This window comes from Streptomyces sp. XY431 (assembly GCF_001279805.1).
In the GTDB taxonomy this organism is placed as follows: Bacteria; Actinomycetota; Actinomycetes; order Streptomycetales; family Streptomycetaceae; genus Kitasatospora; species Kitasatospora purpeofusca.
On record NZ_LGDO01000013.1, the window covers coordinates 63,370 to 80,793 of the forward strand.

Sequence of the window (17,424 nt, forward strand, 5' to 3'; positions counted from 1 at the left end):
TCTCGTCCGGACCGCACCCTGTGCCGGGCGCTCGTGGGGCGCGGACGGCGGCTCTTCGCACGCCTGCGCGCGCTCCCGGAAGCCATGGTCGACGCCCCATCGGGAGGGATGCAGCAGAACATCTGATGGAACGTCAAAGTTCCTGGTTCTCCTGCGAACTTCCATAAGACCCCTTTAAGATCCCCTTACCAACGGCGGCTTTCCGCCATACACGACTCTCATCCGAGGTCGGGGCGGCAGGCCCAACTCCACCATGAGAGCAGGGATGAGAACGACACGTGCACAGGAACCGGGCGCCGTACGCGGCCCGGAGCGACGGCGGCAGGGAGTGCCCGGCCGCCGGACCGTCGGCGGAGCGGTGGCGCTGGCCGTCGGCATCGGCGCGGTCTCGCTGGTGGCCGCGCCGGAGGCCTTCCCGCAGCCGGGCGACGGCACCGTGACGGTCCGCGTGGTGCGGGCCGTGGACACCACCGGGGTGTGGACGCCCGCACTGGAACCCGGGCTGGCCGGAGTCAAGGTGACCCTCACCGACGACGCCGGCGCGAGCATCGAGGGCACCACGGCGGCCGACGGCACGGTGACGCTGGCGCCGGCCGCGGCCAAGCCGACCGGCGGCAAGTACCGCGTCCAGGTGGTGAATCCGAAACCCGGCAAGCTCTACCCGGCCTTCGCCTCCCGGCAGGGCCTGACCGGCGCGCCCAACCAGCTGAGCAGCAACGAGGAGTTCGTCGACCTCTCGGGCGGCAGGAACGTCTCCTACACCACCGGGCTGTGGAGCCCCGGCGACTACTGCCAGAAGAACGCCCCGCTGGTCTCGGCCTGCCAGCCCACCACGCGCGAGGGCGGGACGCAGCGCACGCTGCTGTCCTTCCCGTACAGCGCGCGCGGCCAGGAGGGCGTGGACGTCAACGCCACCGACCTCGCCACCAACGCCGACACCGGCACCCTGTTCGGCATCGCCTGGAACCGGGCGGACCGCCGGCTGTTCTCCTCCGCCGTCGCCAAGCGCACCACGGACTACGGCCCCGGCGGCGCGGGCGCGATCTACGTGACCGACCCGGTCACGAAGACCACGAAGCTCTTCACCACCGTCCCGAACGCCGGCGCGACCGCCCACGGCGGCGGCACCGACGACGGCTTCCTGGCGGTGCCGGGCAAGGAGAGCCTCGGCGGCATCAAGGTCACCGACGACGGCAAGGACCTCTTCGTCGTCAATCTCAACGACCGCAAGCTCTACCGCTACGACGCCACCGGGCCCACGGCGGCCGCACCGAAGGCCAGTTACCCGATCCCCGACCCCGGTTGCCCGGCGGCCGTGGACTGGCGGCCGTTCGGCCTCGGCCTCCAGGACGGCACCGGCTACCTCGGCGGCGTCTGCTCGGGCGAGTCGACCGGCAAGGTCGCCGACCTGCGCGCGGTCGTGCTGCCCTTCGACCTCGGCACCGGCGCCTTCGCGGCGGCGGTGCTGAAGCAGCCGCTGGACTACCCGCGCGAGAGCACCGTCGGCGGCGGCCCCTGCGACGGGGCGGGCTGGTTCCCGTGGACCAACACCTATCCGACCTCGCAGAACGGCAACCCCTGCGGTGCCAGCACCATCGCCAACCCCGAACCGGAGTTGGGCGAGATCGCCTTCGAGACCGACGGCTCGATGCTGCTGTCCTTCCGGGACCGCTTCGGCGACCGCGCCCCGGCCGGCCCCACGCCGGGCTCCATCTCCGTCGTGATGTCGGGCGGTGACCTCAACAAGGCCTGCCCGGTCAACGGCAGCTACGTGATGGACACCAACAACGGCTGCGGGCTGTCCCCCCGGGGAATCCGCTTCTTCGACACCAGCTGGGGCGGCCACCGCAACACGGCCTTCGCCGGCATGGCCTTCTCCAAGGTCGAGAACACCATCGCGACCTCCGCCTTCGACCCCAACCACACCGCCTTCGGCTACGGCACCTCCTTCCTCAAGCGGAACGGCGAGCAGGACCCGAAGTTCGGCCTGCGGCTCAACCCGCCGGGGGCGGCGGCGCCGTTCGGCAAGGGCGCCTCGATGGGCGACCTCGAGGTGCTCTGCGACCAGGCCCCGCTCCAGATCGGCAACCGGGTCTGGTACGACCCCGAGCGCTCCGGCCTCCAACTGCCGGGCCAGCGCCCGGTGCCGGGGGCGACGGTCAACCTGTACGACGAGTCGGGGAAGCTCGTCGGCACCACGAAGACCACCGCGCGCGGCGAGTACTACTTCGACGACTCCAACGTCACCGGCGGCCTCAAGCCGCGCACCAAGTACACCGTCAAGCTCGACAACCCGGCCGACTACGCCAAGGACGGCCCCCTGTACCAGTGGGTGCCCACCACCGCGGACGTCGGCGACAACCACTTCATCGACTCCAAGGGCGTCGTTCCGGCGGGCGGGCAGTACGTCGAACGGGCCCTGACCACCGGCGGACCGGGCGAGAACGACCACACCTACGACTTCGGGTTCCGGCAGCAGGAGGGCGCGCTGCGCCTGGTCAAGCACGACCAGGACGGCAAGCCGCTGGCGGGCGCGAAGTTCCGGCTGTGGAAGGACACCAACGGCACCGACGGGCTGCAGAGCACCGGTGACAAGCCCGACACGGCGGTGGGCGACCCGTGCACGACCGGGGCCGACGGCATCTGCCAGGGCGCCGGCACGGTCGGGACGTACTACTGGCAGGAGACCAGCCCGCCGGACGGTTACTCCGCGCCGGAGGTGACGGTGTTCGGCCCGCTGAAGCTGACCGCCGACAACCTCACCGACGGCGTCTCGGTGACGGCCGTCAACAAGCTGATCCCGACGCCCACGCCCACGCCCACCCCGACACCCACGCCCACTCCGACCCCGACCCCGACCCCGACGCCCACCCCGACGGCGACGCCCACCCCGACGGACACGCCGACCCCGGCGCCGACGGTGGTGACGCCGCCCGCGACCTGGCCGCCGGCACAGCCGGGCCCGGCCGCGCCGCAGCCCGCCCCGCCGGCCCCCGGATCGCACCTGCCCAGCACCGGTGCGAGCGAGGGCATCCCGGTGATGCTGGCCGGCGCGGGAACGCTGACGCTGCTCGGCGCGGCGCTCCTGCTGCTGTCCCGCCGACGCCGGGCGCGGCACCAGTAGTAGCGGTACAGCCCGATCGGCGGCCCTGACGGGCCGTCGCCGAGCGGGCGGGTCCAGGACCTCCGGGTCCTCGGATCCGCCCGCTCACGCACGCACCCGCACCAGCAGACCGGCCGACGGGCAGACCGGCCGACACCGGCAGACCGGCCGACCGACGGACGAGAGAAGGAACCCGCATGGCCCGGACGACCCCGGCCCGGAACCCGGACGCCGCGAAGCAGGCGTCGACGACGAAGGGGCCCGCCACGGCGAAGGGGCCCGCGACGGCGAAGGCGTCCGGGAAGGCGAAGGCGTCCGGGAAGGGCGGTGCCCCCGCACCCGGCCCGCGCCGCCGCACCGTCCGGCTCAGGATCCTGGCCGCCCTGGTGGCCGGCGCCGCCGCGGTGGGCGGAGTGGTCGCCTACCGGACCGTCGGCGCCGAGACCGGGGAACGCCCGGTCACCGTCGACGAGGCCTCCCGGCTGGCCCTGTCGCGGCTCAACCTGTTCCAGGCCAGCCCCGTCACGCTCGCCCTGACCGCCGCCGAGGGCGGCGACGTCACCGTCCGGGTCGAGGGCGTCGTGGACTACCGCGTCCGCCGGGGCGTCGGCCGCTACCAGGTCACCGGCGCCGGCGGCCCGCTCGACCACGGCCTGGTGGTGTGGGACGCCGGCGGCCTCGGGCTCGCCCCCGAACCCGCCGGGGTCGACGGCCCGGCCTGGGAGCAGGCCGAACGCGTCCCCCGGCAGGGCTGGTCCCCCCGCTCCTACACCGCCGACCCGCTGGACGCCGGGCTCCAACTGGTCGTCCAGCTCGGCGCCGACCGGCCCGACAACCCGCTGCTGCTCGCCCAGTCCGGGGCCCGCCGGCTCGGCGGGGAGCGGCTCGACGGCCGGGACTACGACCGGTTCGCCGGCCCGCGCGCCCAGGGCGCCGCCCCGGACGGCGAGCGCTCGCCGCTGACCTACTGGGTGGACGGCGACGGCGGCCTGCGGCGGGTCACCATGCGGATGCCCGGGCTGGGCACGCCGACCACGGTGGAGTTCTCCGGGCAGGACGGCGGCGCCAAACTGCCCGAAGCCCCCTGGCTGACCGGCTGACCGGCTGACCGGACCCCGTTACCCCGCCGGGCGCGGCGGGAGCGAGCCGGCGTCCGTCGGCAGCGGGTACGCTGCCGGGTCCACCGGTCCCGGCAGCCCGGTCGCCGGGCGGCCCGGTGCCGCCGGGTCGACCGAGGACGGCTGCGCGGGCGGGGCCGCCACCTGGCTGAACGGCACCCCCGGCGGTGCCTGCACCGGGGCCGGGCGCCCGGCGGCCAGCGGACCGCGTCCCTGGCCGCCGCAGGCCGCCGCAGCCTCCAGCCCGTCCGGACTCTGGGTGCCGGGCCGGTTGCCGGTGAAGCAGTTGCCGGGATCGACCGAGGCGAGCACCAGGTCCGCGCCGTTGCCGTCCACCTGGTTGCCCTCGACCCGGTTGCCGCTCGCCGGATGGCCCGCCGGATCGGTGACGATCACCCCGGCCGCGCGGTTGCCCCGGACGAGGTTGCGCTCCACCCGGTTCGCCGTCCCGCCGCCGATCCCGATCCCGATGCCGAAGCCCCCGTCCGCCTGCTGCGGGGTGTCGGCGGCGTTGTTGTCGACGACCACGTTGCCCGCGATCACCGCGCCGTGCTGCGGCGCCAGCGCCTCCAGGTCGTTGGAGTTCACCGTGACGCCCACCCGGTTCCCGGCCACCCGGTTGCCCAGGATCGACAGGCCGTCCGAGGCGTTGGTCAGCTCGACCCCGACCGCGTTGCGCTCCACCGTGTTGCCGCGCACCAGGGTGTCGCAGGGCTTGCACTGGCCGACGTAGATACCGGAGTCGGCGTGCCCGGAGGCGTAGGAGTCCTCGATCACACCGCCGCGCGCGTCGAACGCGTAGATGCCGTACAGGCCGTTGTTGTACGCCGTCACCCCGGTCGCCCGGAAGCCCTGCACGGGCGGGAAACGGGCGGTGTCCAGCGGGTCGTACGCCGAGCCGCCCGCGCCGCGCTGCTGCAGCTTCTCGTCGGTGACACCGGTGAACAGCACGCCGTTGGCCAGGTAGTGGTGCACGGTGAGGTTCTCCACCACCGAGCCCGGGCCGGTGACGGTGATGCCGTTGGCCAGCTTGAGGCCGCCGTCGAGCACCACGGCGGAGCGGTCGGTCCCGCGCAGCACCAGGTTGCTCCTGGCGACCCGCACGCTCTCCCGGTAGGTGCCCGGGCCGATCAGCACCGTGTCGCCGTCGCGCGCGACGTCCACGGCCCGCTGGACGGTGGGGAAGTCCTCCGGCACCCGGACCACGTTCCCGGCCGGGTGCTTGGCGTCCCCGGAGTCCGAACCGCTGGAGGAGCACCCGGTGGTCGTCCCGGCGGCCAGCGCCGCCACCACCACCGCAAGAGTCAACTGACGAACACGAAACGTGATTTGCATAGGACGTGTTCTATCGTCTCCAATAGGGCGCATGCCCACCGAACCGGAGAATGCGCTGGCGGAGAACGCGCTGCCGTCGGACCCGCCCGCCGGTCCGGCCGCGAGCGGCCCCGGGCGGCGCCGGGCACTGCTCGCGGCCGGCGCGGTACTGGCCACCGGTCTCGGCGCGGCTGTCGCTGAACTGGCCCACGGCGGCTCCGCGGGCGGCGGGTCCACCGGCTCGGGCCGGTCCCCGGCAGGCCCGCCGCCCGTGGAGGCGGCGATCCCCTTCCACGGAGACCGCCAGTCCGGACTGACGGGACCTCAACTCCCCGCGACCCGGCTGCTCGCCTTCGACCTGCCGCCGAACTCCCGGGCCGCCGACCGGGCGTCCCTGCGCACCCTGCTCGCCGACTGGACCCGCCTCCTCTCCGCCACGGCGGCCGGCACGCCGCCGGACCCGCGACTGCGGGGCGACGACGGCCCGCCCCGGACCGCCTCACTGGTCGGCCTCGGCCCGGCCCTCGCCGCCAGGCTGGCCCTCGCCGTCCCCGGCGGCCTGACGGAGCCGCCGGCCTTCCCCGGCGACCGCCTCGACCCGGCGCGCGGCGGCGGCGACCTGCTGCTCCAGCTCTCCGCCGCCGACCCCTGGACGCTCGCCGTCCTCACCGAACTCGCCGGTGCGGCCGCCCACTCCGCCGGCGCCGTGCCCCGCTGGTCGCAGTCCGGCTTCCTGCCCCCGACCCGGCCGGGCGCCACCCCGCGCAACCTGTTCGGCTTCAAGGACGGCACCGCCAACCCGGACGAGGACGCCGCCCGGCAGTGGGTCTGGGGCCCGCCCGGCCCGCACGAGAACGCGACCCTCCTGGTCTACCGGCGGATCCGGATGGACACCGCCGCCTTCGCCGCCCTCCCCGCGGAACGGCAGGAGGCCGCGATGGGCCGCCGCGCCGCCGACGGCGCCCCGCTGACCGGCACCGCCGAGCACGACGAGCCCGACCTCTACGCCAAGCACCCGGACGGCGCCTACGTCATCCCGGCCACCGCCCACGTCCGGCTCACCGGCCCCCGCCTCGACGGCGGCGCCCGGATGCTCCGGCGCGGCTACGGCTACGACGACGCCCCGGACGACCGGGGGCTGCTCTTCGCCGCCTTCGTGCGCGACACCGCCCAGTTCACCCGCGTCCAGAGCCGCCTCGCCGAGCGCGACGCCCTCAACCCCTTCCTCACCCACACCGCCTCCGCCGTCGCCTACGTCCTCCCCGGCGCCCCGGCGGGGACCGTCCTGGGTGCGCAGCTGCTGGGCTGACGATCCATCACGGGTTTCGGCCGGGGGCCCTGGCGGGGACCTCGCCGTTCTCCGGTCGGCGGGCCGCCGGTGCGCCAGGATGTAGGCCGACGAACGCACGTGGCGGGCTTGGGAGTTGTGAGTGAGCGGGGACCAGGAGCAGGCGGCCGGAGCAGTCGCTTACGACGGTGCGGAGAGCCGGGTGGACAACCGGCTGACCGGCGGCACCGTGCACGGCAACGTCGTCCAGGCCGGCCGGGCCGACATCACCCTGCGGATGTCCGACCCGGCCGCCCCGCCCGCCGTGGCGGTGACCGTCACCCCGCCCCTGGGGCTGCGCGACCCCGGCCGCCCGCTGCGCGGCCGCGAGGAGACCCTGGAACGCCTTGAGGCCGAACTCGCCGCCGATCCGGGCGCCGAGGGGCGGCTGCTGGCCCTGTGCGGCATGGGCGGATGCGGCAAGACCGCCATCGCCCTGGAGATCGCCGCCCGCCGGAGCGCCGCCGGCTGCCGGGTGTGGTGGGTCGAGGCGCGCAACGGCCCCGCCCTGGAGGCGGCCCTGCGCGCCGTCGCCCGCCAGGCCGGCGTGACGCAGGAGGAGCTGGAACGCGGTGACACCGCCGACCTGCTCTGGTCCCGGCTGGCCCGCCTGGACACGCCGTGGCTGCTGGTCGTCGACAACGCCGACGACCCCGCCCTGCTCGACGGCCCCGGCGCGCTGAGCGCCGGCACCGGCTGGATCCGGCCCGCCATCGGCCCCGGCGCCGTCCTGGTCACCACCCGCGACAGCACCCGGACCACCTGGGGCCAGGTGGCCCGGCTCCACCTGCTGCGGCCGCTGACCGGCGGCCGGCTCGACGCCGCCGCCCGGATCCTGTGCGACCACGCCCCCGCGAGCGCCGGCACCGCCGCCGAGGCGCACGAGCTCGCGGCCCGACTGGGCGGCCTCCCGCTCGCCCTGTATCTGGCCGGCACCTACCTCGACCAGGCGAACCGGACCCCGCCGCCGTTCCGGGCCCCCGCCACCCCGACCACCTACACCGGCTACCTGCGGGCCTGGGAGGACGGCCTGGACCGGCTGGACCCGGGCCACGCCCTCGGCCGGACCTGGACGATGTCCGTCGCCCTGCTCGAACAGCGCGGCCACGGCCACGCCCGTGCCCTGCTCGAGCTCCTCGCCGCCTTCGCCGACGCCGACCTCCCCTACACCTACCTCCTCACCCCCGACCGCCTCACCGAGTCCGGCCCGCTCGCTGCCCTCGACGGCCCGGCGATCTGGCAGCACCTCACGGCCCTCGCGGCGCTGGGTCTGGTCGAGCTGTTCGATCCCGTGCCCGGTATCCCCGCCGTCCTGCGCATGCACCCCCTGGTCCGGGATGCCTCGCGCACGCCCGGGACGGTGGCCGTCGCCACCGGAATCGTGACCGCGACGGCGAGCGCCGACGAGCTCGGGGACGGGATGGACTCCGAGGTCGCGGCCGCCCTGCGGTCGCTCGCCCCGCACATCCTGGACGCCTTCGAGCAGGCCGACCTCGCCGGCCTCGACGAACCGGCCCTCCTGGACCTCACGCTGGCCGTGAACGTGGCTGGCCGTCAGCTGCTGACCGACGGTCTCCACGCCCAGGCCCGGGCGGTGCTCGAAGCCGTGCGCGCCGCCGAGTGCGACCATGTCGGACCCGCTCATCCCTACACCTTCATCACTCGGCACAACCTCGCCCTGGTCCTCCGCGAGTCGGGGGAACTGTCCCTCGCCCGGAAGGAGTTCGAGGCGGTTCTGGAGGCCAGGCGAGCTCTGGGCGGCGACACGCACGCCGCGACCCTCAACACCCGTCACGAGCTGGCCTCCCTCCTCCGGGACCAGGGGGAACTGGACTCGGCCCGAGCGGAGTTCGAGGCCGTGTTGGCGATCCGGAGGGACGAGCTGGGAGAAACCGACCCGAGCACCCTCGTCACCCGGCACGAACTCGCCTGCGTGCTGCGCGACCAGGGTGAGCTGGACCGGGCGCGCGCGGAGTTGGAGGCGGCGCTCGCCGTCGAGCGCGACCGGGTCGGTGACACCCACCCCAGTACTCTCGTCACCCGGCACGAACTCGCGCGGACCCTGCACGAGCAGGGCGAACTGGCGATGGCCCGGGCCGAGTTCGAAGCCGTCATGGCGGCCTGGCGGGAGCAGATCGCGGACCACCACCCCCATCTGCTCGTCACCCGCCACGAGCTCGCACGACTGCTGCACGACCAAGGGGAACTGGACCGGGCCCGGGCGGAGTTCGAGACGGTCCTCGCCGTCGAACGGGAGCGGCTGGGCGACACCCACCCCAGCACCCTCCTCACCCGCTACACGCTCGCCCTGGTCCTGCGCGACCAGGGCGAGTTGACGCGGGCCCGGGCCGAGCTGGAGGCTGTCCTCGCCGTCGAGACCGAGCGGCTGGGACCCGACCACCCCGATACGCAGATCACCCGCCGGAGCCTCGACGGCGTCCTGCGGAGGCTCGAAGGACGCTAGCCGGTCGGTCGCCCGCGTCTTCGGTCAGCTGCGGAACGGGCCCCCGTCGGCGAAGGCGTGGTCGGCGAAGCGTTCTCCCATCCGGCGGTACGCGGCCGCGGACGGGTGCAGCCCGTCGGGAAGGTCGTCCACCTCGGCGGGGCCGAGCAGTTCGCGTCCGTCGAGGTAGTGCAGGTGGGGGTCGCGGGCCCGCCGGGCCGCCACGATCCTCGCCAGCTCGTCCCGGACCACCTGGAGCGACAGCGCCCCGAGGGCCACCTCAGCAGGGTCCCCGAGCGCCGTGATCCTCCCGTCCGGGCCCACCCCGGTCGGGCCCGGGCATCCGTCGAGGGCCGGGCAGCTCACCGGTGAGACCACCAGCAGCGGAGTGTCCGGGTGCCCGTCCCGGATCGTGTCCAGGAATCCGTGCACCGCCGGGCCGAAGGTGCGCAGCCGGAAGGTGGCCCGGGCCACGATGTTGACGCCCGTCTCCAGGCTGATCAGGTCGGCGGGCAGGTCGCGGATCGTCCGGGCGACGTAGGGGTCCAGCATGTCGTTGCCCGGCTGGCTGAGATTGGTCACCTCCGCGCCGCCGAGCGACGCCGCCACCACCGGCCAGGTGCCGGTGGGGCCGTCGGCTTCGAGGCAGTGGCTGATGGAGCTTCCGTGGTGCACCCACCGGGGCCGGCCGTCGGGCAGGGGCGCCAGGACCTCACCGTCGGCGCGGAGTGCCACCAGTTCGGTGGGAGTCTGCGGCGGCAGCCACAGCTCGACGTTCTTCATCCCGGCCGGCAGCCCGTCGAAACGCGCTGTTGCCGGCTTGCCCGGGACCACCCGCTGCGGGGCTCCCGGGCCCGCCATCCGCACCACATGGCCCAGGGGTGCCCGCTGTCGCCCGGCAAGGGCACCGTCCACCCTCAGGTCCAGCATCCCGGTCGGCCGGGGCTCCGGGTCACCGTCGAGCTGCCCGGTGGAGGTGAGCAACTCGAACTCGAGCACCCGTGCGTCGGTACGGAACACCAACCGCACTCCCGAAGGCATCACCGTCCCCCCGAAGACCGAGGGATCCTGGTACTGCTCCTTGGTCCAGGCCGGCAGCCGGCGCGGCATCACTCCCGCGGGTGTCGCCTCCAGATCCAGCGCGCCCCGTATCTCGACCGGCCCGCCCACCAGCGGATAGTCCCGCATCGTCACTGTCACCGCTCCTCAGCTCTGCCCGTCCGGCCGGGCAGCTGCTCGACCGGATCCGTCGGATCTCTCCCCGACCCTATGCACCGCGGCCGCAGTCGTGGCGACCGGTGGGCCGGCGGCACGTCCCGGTGCGGGGATTCAGCGGGCCACCACCTCGATCCCGTGGACGGCGTTCCGCGCGCCGTCGGGCGGCTGGACGCGGCCCCGGGCGTCGGTGGCGCGGCAGCGGATCAGATGCCGGCCCGGGGCGAGCGCGCACGGCAGGGTGAACCGCTGCCAGACGGGCTGCGGGCCGCGCGACTCCAGCCGGGCCGGCCGCCAGCCGCCGTCGTCGACGGAGACCTCCACCGCGACGACCGGGTCGAAGCCCCAGGCCCGGCCGGTCACCTGGAACGGCCCGGCCGGGACGGCGTCCCCGTCGCGCGCCCCGACCAGCCTGCTGTTGACCTCGACCTCCCGCACCGGCCGAGCGGCGCCGCCGCCACGCGGGACCCGGGTGTACAGCCGGGTGGTGAAGAGGTGCTCGGGCCGGTGGTCGGCCAGGACGACGCGGGTCAGCCACTTGACCGAGTTGGTGCCGAAGAACCGGGGCACCACCGCGCGCACCGGGAACCCGTGCTCCCTCGGCAGCGGCGCGCCGTTCACGGTGTCGGCGAGCAGTACCTCGGCGCGGGCCAGGTCCAGTGGCAGGTCCTTGAGGTAGGCCACGCCCTGCTCGCCCGCGAACGCGCCCCGGTCGGCGCCCTCCAGCCAGAGGTGGCGGGCCTGCGGGCGCACACCCGCCAGGTCCAGCACGGCCGACAGCGGTACCCCGGACCAGGCCAGGTTGGCGACGGCACGGGTCGGCTCTTCGGGGCGGGAGGGGTTGCCGAAGCACTCGTGGAAGGCGGTGAGGTCCGTGCGCGGCAGTCCGCGCAGGGCCGCGAGGTCCAGCCGCAGCGGCCGGTCCACCAGACCCTCGACGCTCAGGGTCCAGGCGTCGGCGTCGAGTTCGGGCGGCGGCCCGAGGTGGCTGCGGCGGAAGACCTGTCCGACGGGGGTGAGGAAGGCGTCGGGGATGCTCGGATCGATGGGTGCTGCCTGCACGCGGGCTCCGTACGTCGTCGGGCGGCCCGGGAGGACCGGAAGGGCGGAAAGGGCTCCACCCCCGAACGGTCCGTGTACCCCTGCCGCCGCCCGCCGATGCGGAACGGGGCCCGGATACTCTTGCGGGCGGCGGCGCCGAGGGGTGCGCCGGTGGACGGGGCGGGGTGGTGGCCGTGGGCGGACCGCAGGACCGGACGGCGGGCCGAGAGCCTTCGAACGGTGAGGAACTGACGCTCCACGAGCTCGCCCTGCTGGCCGGCGGGGTCTGGCGGGTCGCGGAGACGGCGCTGGCCCGGATGCTCCTGGACGCGAGGGTGGAGATCGACCGGCACGGGACGGTCCGGGTGGTCCGTCCCCGCCCGCGCAACGAGGTGGAGGCCGTGCTGCTCGCCGCGCTGGGCCCGTCCGGCACCGGGTGGCTCGGCGCCCCGCGTTCGGCCTTCGGTACCAGCGCGGCGGCCTGCCGACTGGAGGAGGACCTGCGCGGCCGGGGCCTGATCGTCGGCGGCACCACCCGCGCCGATCGGGGCCGTCCACTGCTGCTGCCGACCCGGCTGGCCGTCCCGCTGCTGATCCTCCTCGCGGTCGGCACCGCCCGGGGCGCCGCGGCCGCCGGGACGGGCGCCGGCCCCGCCCTCCTGCTCGCCGGCCTGGTACCGCTCCTGGCCGCCTTCGTCCTGAGCCGCTTCGGCACGCCCCCCGACCTGGCCGGCTCCTACTGGCGCCCGGCCGACCCGACCGACCCCTACTGGCGCCCGGCCGCCCGGGTCGAACCCCTGCTCGCCGCCCTCCGCGCCGGCACCCCCCTCCCGCCGGGCTGGCGGCTCTCCCCGGACGCCCTCGCCCCGGCCGGCCGCACCACCTGGGCCGCCGTCGCCACCACCGGCATCCCCGCCCTCGGGCGCCACCACCTCACCACCGCGTTCCACGGCGCCCGCCCCCGCCCTCCGCGGCCCCGCCGGAACCCTTCCTGACGACTCCCGGGGGCCGCCGCCCGGCGGCGGCGGCCCCGTTCGAGGATCTCCGCCGGTCGGTCAGCCGCTGTGGGCGGGGAGTTCGCTGCCGGCGCCGTCGGGGGCGTCGGGGGAGGCGAGGGCCTGGGTGCCCGCGTGGAGGCGGAGCGTGGTGCGGGCCAGGCGCTCACCCTGGTAGCGGGCCGCCGCCAGGGTGGAGAGGTCGGGACCGTCCTCGGAGTCGCCGGTCGAGGAGGTGCCGTACGGGTTGCCGCCGGCCGCGAACACGACCGGGTCGGTGTAGCCGGGCGGGACGATCAGTGCGCCCCAGTGGTAGAAGACGTTGGACAGCGACAGGATGGTGGCCTCGGTGCCGCCGTGCCGGTTGTACGCGGCGGTGAAGACCGTCACTGGCTTGTCCGCCAGCAGCCCTTCCTGCCAGAGCCCGCTGGCCTGGTCGATGAACTGCTTGAGCTGCGCCGCCGGCGCGCCGAAGCGCGAGGGTGTGCCGAACGCGTAGGCGTCCGCCCACGCCAGGTCGTCCAGGGTGGCCTCTTCCAGGGACGCGGTGGCGTCGGCGTGCTGCCGCCACCGCGGATTGCTGTCTATCGCCTTGTCGGGCGCCAGTTCGGCGACACGCCGCAGCCGGACCTCGGCCCCGGTCGAGGCCGCTCCTTCGACGACCGCCTGCGCGAGCGCGTGCACGGTACCTGTGGCGCTGTAGTGGATGACTGCGACCTTTACGGTCATGTCCCTGTCCCCGCCTGTCAATTGGTGATCGGTTGTGCGGATCATGTTATGGGCACAGCAAGATCACCGGGGTGGGAGTAGGGGGGTGGATCCGGCCGATCGCCGTCCGGCCCACAGGCCTGAGCGGACTGGCGGCCGGTCGCCGGTTCAGGTGCCGCAAGCCGGGAGCAGCAGCAGGCGCTCGGGGTCGAAGGGCACCCAGGTCGGGGCCTCGCCGCGGCCCAGCGCCCGGACCCGGCACCAGGCCCGCCCGCCGGCCGACGGCCGCCACCAGCCGTTGATCCGGCCCACCGCCCAACTGCCGTCCGTCCGGTTGATCTGGACCGGCTGGTACGCCGGCTCGACCTCGTGCTCCGGCGGCTGCCACCCGGCTCCGTCGGCCGAGCGGCTGTGAGGGTCCGGGTGCGGACGGTCTGCCATGTCTCCCCCTGCTGGCTGCGGCGCGGGTCGTCGCTTTGACTCTACAGCTCTGTAGTAGTTCGTGGGGGTCCCACGGTGAACCCGGTGCACGACGCCGGCCGGACGTGCGGTTGGCTGGCTCACCTGGCCTGCGCGAAGGGGGACACATGACGGACGGCTGGGGTGCCGCGACACTGCTGGGGCTACTGGTACTGGTGGGGTCGTCCGTACAGCGACTCGCGGGCATGGGCTTCGCGCTCGTCTGCGGACCGGCACTGGTTCTGCTGCTGGGGCCGGGTGACGGCGTGACGCTGTCCAACTGCGCGGCCTGCGTCATCAGCGCCATCGGCCTGGCCGGCAGCTGGCGGCAGGTCCGGCTCGGCCGGATGCTGCCCTTGATGGCCGCGGCCGCCTGCACCGTCCCGATCGGCGCCCTGGTCGCGGACCGGGTGCCGCCACCGACCCTGCTGATCGGTATCGGACTGCTGGTCACCGCGGCGGCCCTGCTGGTGATCCGGGGTGTCCGGGCCTCCTCGCTGCGCGGCGTCCGGGGTGCGGTGGCGGCGGGCGCGGCGAGCGGGTTCATGAACTCCGCCGCCGGTGTCGGCGGCCCGGCCGTGTCGCTCTACGCGGTCAACACGGGCTGGACCGCCCGCGAGTTCGTCCCCAACGCCCAGATCTACGGAGTGGTCGTCAACGTCTTCTCGATCGCCGCCAAGGGAGTCCCGCACCTGGCCGCCCCCGCCTGGTCGACGACAGCGGCCGGCATCGTCCTGGGCGCCGGCGTCGGCCAGGTCCTGTCGGCCCGCGTGTCGGAACGCCCCGCCCGGCTCGTGGTGCTGAGCCTGGCCCTGGCCGGCGGGCTGGTCACCCTCGGCAAGGGGCTCTGGGAACTCTGACCCCGGGCGGCCCCGGCGGAGGGTGCGGCGGGGGTGCGCCGGGGCGGACGGGCCGGGGAGACTGGCCCCGTGCAGATCCGAATCGAAGCCGTCGACCTTCCCGGCCGTTCCTGCCCCGGCGGGCCGGACTCTCCCGATCTCCTGGACGTCCATGTGGCCGTCCAGCGGCGGGAGCGGCCGGGCGAGTTGCTGGACCTCCACCCCGGTGACGCGGCCTCGGCCGCCTGGACGCTGGAGTGCACGGCGAGTCCGCTGGGCGAGGGCATCGACCTCAAGGGCCCCTATGTCCAGGGGCGGCCCGGGCAGCGCTTCGTCTACCTGGTGTGGGGGAACGTCGGCCCGGACGGCGGGTTCACCATGTTCCGGCGGGCGAAGCTGATGTTCGACGGGGTGGACGGGCGGGTCCTCGCCGAGGCGGTGGCCGCCGGGCGGCTGGTCGCCCGGCTCGGGCTGACGGACGTCAAGGGGCTGCCGCTGTGCGCTGCGGTCCGTCCGCCCGTGGTGACCTGGTTGGCGGAGAGCGCGGCCGGGGAGGGCGCCGGGGAGGGCGAAGGGCGGGCCTGACCGGCACGGCGGGTCCGGCGGTCTTACGGCGTGCATATACCGGGGTGGGGTATGGTGACCGCCATGTGCCGCCCGGACGCCGAAGCCTCCCCCCACGGGCCCGCCGCCCGTACCGGGGCGGCCGGGCGTCCGTACCGGAACCACCGGCGGTGGACGGGGGCGGCCGTCGTGGTGCTCCTGCTGACGGCCCTCGGGCTGATCGGCCACCACACCCTGCCGGCGGGCGTGATGCCGGCCTCGCACGCTTCTGCCGTCATGGCGCACGCCCCTGCCGTCATGGCGCACGGCACGGCGGCACACCCCGCTCCCGCCGGGAGCACCACGGCGCCCGTCGTCAGCGACCCCGTCCGGGCCTGCGCCGAACACCGGGTCTGCTCCTCGACCGTGCCCGCGCGCGGAGCGGCCCTCGCCGCCCCGCCCGCCGCCGCCCTCGCCGCACCCGGACACCCCGACCCGGCGCCGCGCCCGGCGGTCGCCCACCCCGGCCTGCCCTGGCCGGGCGCACCACCCCCCGACCTCGACGTCCTCTCCGTCGCGCGCAAATAGGCGCCCTTCGGCGGCCGGGAGCCGGAACTCCCGCCCCCCGCCGCCGAGCGGCCCCGTCCACCGGCACGGGCGACAACCGTGCCACCACGCGCACACACCCGAGAGACCTCGATGCCCTCGATGCCCGAGTTCACCGTCAACCGTCGTTCCCTCCTGCTCGCGGGCCTCGGTGCCGCCGGCGCCGGCCTGCTCGCGGCCTGTGCGGACAGCCCCGCGGCACCGCCGCTCGTCGACCCCTCCGGCAGCCCCGTCGCCCTGGCGGAGGCCGCCCGCGGTGGCACCGGCCGGGAGCGTCCCGTGACCGTCACCGCGACGGCCGACACCGTCGACCTGGGCGGCGGGACCACCGCCCGGACCTGGACCTTCGGGGCCCTGCCGGGCACCCCGGTCCGCACCACGGCCGGGGACACCCTGGTCGCCACGCTCAACAACCACCTGCCCGACCCGACCTCCCTCCACTGGCACGGTCTGGCGCTGCGCAACGACATGGACGGCGTGCCCCCGGTCACCATGCGGCCGGTCGCGCCGGGCGGCAGCTTCACCTACCGCTTCGTCACCGACCGACCGGGCACCTACTGGTTCCATCCGCACATCGGGGTCCAGCTCGACCGGGGCCTGTACGCGCCGCTGATCGTCGAGGACCCGAGGGAGCCGCTCGGGTACGACGAGGAGTGGGTGGTGGTGCTGGACGACTGGCTGGACGGCGTCACCGGCACGCCCGACCAGGCCTTCGCGGAGCTCCGCAAGGGGATGGGCGGCGGGGGCGGCTCCGGCGGCCACAACATGGGCGGCCACAGCATGTCCGGCGGCGGCAATAGTGGCGGCAGCAACGGTGGCGCCGGCTCCTTCATGCTCATGGGCGCCACCAGCGCGCTGCTCGGCGGCGACGCCGGGGACGTCCGTCACCCGCACCACCTGGTGAACGGCCGGATCGCCGCCGACCCCGAGGTGTACCGGTCGGCGCCGGGCCGGCGGGTGCGGCTGCGGATCGTCAACGCGGGTGCCGACACCGCCTACCGCCTCGCGCTGGGCGGCCACCGGCTGACCGTGACCCACACCGACGGCTACCCGGTCCGCCACGAGGAGGTGGACGCCCTGCTGGTCGGGATGGGCGAGCGCTACGACGTCCTGGTCACCCTCCAGGACGGCGTCTTCCCGCTGACCGCGCTCGCCGAGGGGAAGGACGCCGCCGGACGTGCCCTGGTCCGTACCGGCGCGGGCCAGGCGCCGGCCGCCGCGTTCCGCCCCGCCGAGCTGAACGGCCGGATCCTCGCCGCCACCGATCTGCGGGCGGCGGAGGAGGCCGGGCTGCCGAAGCGGACGCCCGACCGCACCCATCGGATCGAACTGACCGGCGGGATGGCCGAGTACGACTGGGCGTTGAACGGGCGCCCCTTCGACATGGCCGACCCGGCCGCGCGCCCGTTCCTCGTCGGCAGCGGTGAGCGGGTACGGCTGGAGTTCGTCAACCGGACCGACATGTGGCACCCCATGCACCTGCACGGCCACACCTTCCAGGTGGGTGACGACGGCCCGCGCAAGGACACCGTGATCGTGCTGCCCGGGCGGACGGTGGTCTGCGACTTCGAGGCGGACAACCCGGGGCAGTGGATGACGCACTGTCACAACGCCTACCACGGCGAGGCGGGGATGACGGGGCTGCTCGCCTACCGCGCCTGAGCCGGGACGGGGACCGGGTGCTCCCCCCGCAGGAGCAGCACCCGGTCCCCG

14 protein-coding genes are annotated in these 17,424 nt (G+C 75.1%); 9 read left to right on the top strand and 5 right to left on the bottom strand.

The window, feature by feature from the left end:
• The first annotated feature begins 265 nt into the window (after positions 1-265).
• The gene (locus ADK60_RS02680; RefSeq protein ID WP_107094476.1) at positions 266-3,124 is read left to right on the top strand and encodes an SdrD B-like domain-containing protein; all 2,859 of its coding nucleotides are present in this window, start codon (positions 266-268) and stop codon (positions 3,122-3,124) included.
• 176 nt (positions 3,125-3,300) lie between these two features.
• Complete coding sequence (locus ADK60_RS02685; RefSeq protein ID WP_234370911.1) at positions 3,301-4,203, top strand: hypothetical protein; 903 nt, start codon at positions 3,301-3,303, stop codon at positions 4,201-4,203.
• 18 nt (positions 4,204-4,221) lie between these two features.
• Here the strand turns inward: ADK60_RS02685 and ADK60_RS02690 are convergent, their stop codons facing one another.
• The gene (locus ADK60_RS02690) at positions 4,222-5,529 is read right to left on the bottom strand and encodes a right-handed parallel beta-helix repeat-containing protein (RefSeq protein ID WP_234370912.1); all 1,308 of its coding nucleotides are present in this window, start codon (positions 5,527-5,529) and stop codon (positions 4,222-4,224) included.
• A 58-nt stretch (positions 5,530-5,587) separates the two neighbouring features.
• Here ADK60_RS02690 and ADK60_RS02695 point away from each other — a divergent pair, with 58 nt between their 5' ends.
• Together ADK60_RS02695 and ADK60_RS02700 are read left to right on the top strand one after the other, a co-directional pair.
• Entirely contained in the window at positions 5,588-6,844 is a 1,257-nt protein-coding gene (locus tag ADK60_RS02695) for a Dyp-type peroxidase (protein WP_079007989.1), read from the top strand.
• 121 nt (positions 6,845-6,965) lie between these two features.
• Positions 6,966-9,326 (top strand): tetratricopeptide repeat protein, encoded by a 2,361-nt coding sequence (locus ADK60_RS02700; protein WP_159400277.1) that lies wholly within the window; start codon positions 6,966-6,968, stop codon positions 9,324-9,326.
• Positions 9,327-9,350: 24 nt separating this feature from the next.
• Here the strand turns inward: ADK60_RS02700 and ADK60_RS02705 are convergent, their stop codons facing one another.
• Positions 9,351-10,493, bottom strand: coding sequence for a GDSL-type esterase/lipase family protein (locus tag ADK60_RS02705; RefSeq protein ID WP_053642886.1), 1,143 nt, complete (start codon positions 10,491-10,493; stop codon positions 9,351-9,353).
• Between the two features lie 141 nt (positions 10,494-10,634).
• Positions 10,635-11,582, bottom strand: coding sequence for a molybdopterin-dependent oxidoreductase (locus ADK60_RS02710; RefSeq protein ID WP_053642888.1), 948 nt, complete (start codon positions 11,580-11,582; stop codon positions 10,635-10,637).
• A gap of 173 nt (positions 11,583-11,755) precedes the next feature.
• Between ADK60_RS02710 and ADK60_RS02715 the strand changes: the two genes are divergently transcribed.
• Positions 11,756-12,556 carry a TIGR04222 domain-containing membrane protein gene (locus tag ADK60_RS02715; RefSeq protein WP_159400278.1) on the top strand — a complete coding sequence of 267 codons (801 nt, stop codon included), beginning with the start codon at positions 11,756-11,758 and terminating at the stop codon, positions 12,554-12,556.
• Between the two features lie 60 nt (positions 12,557-12,616).
• Here ADK60_RS02715 and wrbA read toward each other — a convergent pair whose 3' ends face one another.
• Together wrbA and ADK60_RS02725 are read right to left on the bottom strand one after the other, a co-directional pair.
• Positions 12,617-13,285: an NAD(P)H:quinone oxidoreductase gene (gene wrbA, locus ADK60_RS02720; RefSeq protein ID WP_053642892.1), complete on the bottom strand. Its 669-nt coding sequence runs from the start codon at positions 13,283-13,285 to the stop codon at positions 12,617-12,619.
• Between the two features lie 147 nt (positions 13,286-13,432).
• Entirely contained in the window at positions 13,433-13,705 is a 273-nt protein-coding gene (locus ADK60_RS02725) for a hypothetical protein (RefSeq protein ID WP_053642894.1), read from the bottom strand.
• 146 nt (positions 13,706-13,851) lie between these two features.
• Between ADK60_RS02725 and ADK60_RS02730 the strand changes: the two genes are divergently transcribed.
• The 4 genes from ADK60_RS02730 to ADK60_RS02745 all read left to right on the top strand — a co-directional run bounded on the left by ADK60_RS02730 (position 13,852) and on the right by ADK60_RS02745 (position 17,373).
• Entirely contained in the window at positions 13,852-14,583 is a 732-nt protein-coding gene (locus ADK60_RS02730; protein WP_199839580.1) for a sulfite exporter TauE/SafE family protein, read from the top strand.
• A 69-nt stretch (positions 14,584-14,652) separates the two neighbouring features.
• Positions 14,653-15,147, top strand: coding sequence for a DUF5990 family protein (locus tag ADK60_RS02735; RefSeq protein WP_053642896.1), 495 nt, complete (start codon positions 14,653-14,655; stop codon positions 15,145-15,147).
• Positions 15,148-15,210: 63 nt separating this feature from the next.
• Positions 15,211-15,693 (top strand): hypothetical protein, encoded by a 483-nt coding sequence (locus ADK60_RS02740; RefSeq protein ID WP_159400279.1) that lies wholly within the window; start codon positions 15,211-15,213, stop codon positions 15,691-15,693.
• A 111-nt stretch (positions 15,694-15,804) separates the two neighbouring features.
• A complete protein-coding gene (locus ADK60_RS02745; RefSeq protein ID WP_234370913.1) occupies positions 15,805-17,373 on the top strand; it encodes a multicopper oxidase family protein in 1,569 nt (522 codons plus the stop codon).
• The last annotated feature ends 51 nt before the right edge of the window (positions 17,374-17,424 follow it).